This is a genomic window from Luteimonas sp. A649 (assembly GCF_054072735.1).
In genome coordinates, this window is sequence record NZ_JBSVRQ010000014.1 from 1 (window position 1) to 1,818 (window position 1,818).

A 1,818-nucleotide genomic window follows, 5' to 3' on the forward strand; every position below is an offset into this window, starting at 1 on the left:
CCACATGGCAGAAAGAGCTTGCCATGTGCTTCACGCCCCGCTGTGGCGCGGCTTAACTTGGGTGTTAGGTGCCGTGAGCAAGAACTCCGCGATCTGCACGATCATCCTTCTGGCAACGTTGTCGGGTGGCTGCGCATCCAAGGTCCGGCGAGAGACTCCGATTGGCCAAGCCTGCTACCGCTCGTTCGCATACGAAACATACCCCCGCTACTACAAATGCCTCTTTGAGCTCAGTGCACCTAGCGCCTTCTACGATGACAAAGAGATCGACACGGTGCTCGGCACCTTTATGACAAACGAGGGCGGCACCTGTGAGAAGGGGGCTGAGCGGGACGTGGCAGACGTGCGCACACAAGCCATGGACCACGGTCTGCGCTATAGACTCTTTGACATCGTGTGCCGGTAGCCTCCGCCGGCACCTAACAATTCATTCAAGCCGAACCCGCTTCGCGGGTCGGCTTAATTCAGGCGTTAGGCCTGCAGGGAGAGATCATGGGTTGCTGGGCGGTTGGCTCATTTGGCAATGACGATGCCGCGGACTGGGTCGCTGATCTAACGGATCAAAAGGATCTAGGCTCGGTCCGAGAGACTATTACCGAGCTGCTGGCTGTGGACGGCTATCTGGACGCACCTTACGCAACGCAAGCACTTGCGGCGATTGAGGTTATTGCGGCTGCTCTTGGTCGGCCTACGACTGCCGTACAAGGCGAGGAACAGTTGATGGCATGGATCGCAAGCGTGAAGCCAACGGCCGATGCGGAGCTTGTGTCCCAAGCAACCGCCGCGATTGACCGGATCACTGGCCCAGAGTCTGAGCTTCGTGAGCTCTGGGAGGACACTGAGGACTTCAATGACTGGCAAGCAGATGTTGCGGGTCTACGCGCGCAGCTACAGGCCTAACAATTCATTCAAGCCGACGCCGCTTCGCGGCGCGGCTTAATTCAGGCGTTAGGCCGCATGACAAACCTCCTTGATCTGCTAGACAAAGGTGTTGGCGGCGTATCTTTCAACCCGAAAGATTTGGCCGTGGAGCTTGTCGCATACGGGGAGCCGGATGCCGCACGGATGTTGCTGGACATGTCGCCGGACACTCACACCCAGATCAGTGTATTGGCTGGCCGCCTTCTATCAGGCAATCTCACCATCGACAAAGCCATTAGCCTGGCAGCCGTCGAGGTGTTTGAGGGGCGGTCTCGTCCGCTGCGTCGCAAGCGTCGCGTTTATCCCAAGGCCGTGTGATGCACCGTCCAGCGCGGCCTAACAATGCGTTCAAGCCGAAGCCGCTTCGTTCCACCAACCACATGGCAGGTAAAGCTTGCCATGTGGTTGGCTCCACTACGCGTCTCGGCTTAACTTAGGTGTTAGGCGCTTAGAAGCATCGCAGTAGCGGAAATTCTGGGTCCTGTAGCAACCGGTCACTTTGCGACCTGGCGATCTTTCGCTGGTGCAGCCCGCACACGCGGTGAGTGTTGGCGTCCGCCTACTTCGGCTTCGGCTGTTCTTGTGCTTCGGTCCGATAGCTCGCTTTAATAAAGCGCGGCTTCGGGCGGGAGTCCGATCGCTGCACTTCGGCCGCGCGACCAAGGTGCTCTGAGTCAGCAGCTTCTCTGTTCACGGCGGCTTGCTGTTCCAGGCAAGCCCGTCAGTAGCTTCGGCCTAGCCTTGGGTGCGTAACGTCCTCGGCTTCGGCTACAGTTGCGCCTAACAATTCATTCAAGCCGACACCGCTTCGCGGCGCGGCTTAATTCAGGCGTTAGGCCGCAGGTGACGATTTGACGCACAACGTGCTCTTTGTCTGTGGCAAGAACCGTCTTCGCA

3 protein-coding genes are annotated in these 1,818 nt (G+C 58.5%); all 3 read left to right on the plus strand.

Annotation, left to right across the window (positions count from 1 at the left end):
- Nucleotides 1-406: hypothetical protein (locus tag ACW5E8_RS14745; RefSeq protein WP_456966295.1), on the plus strand; the 406-nt coding region annotated here is incomplete at its 5' end.
- 86 nt (nt 407-492) lie between these two features.
- Nucleotides 493-900, plus strand: a complete 408-nt coding sequence (locus ACW5E8_RS14750) for a DUF4259 domain-containing protein (protein WP_456966296.1) — start codon at nt 493-495, stop codon at nt 898-900.
- 57 nt (nt 901-957) lie between these two features.
- Nucleotides 958-1,239: a hypothetical protein gene (locus ACW5E8_RS14755; RefSeq protein WP_456966297.1), complete on the plus strand. Its 282-nt coding sequence runs from the start codon at nt 958-960 to the stop codon at nt 1,237-1,239.
- Nucleotides 1,240-1,818 lie beyond the last annotated feature (579 nt).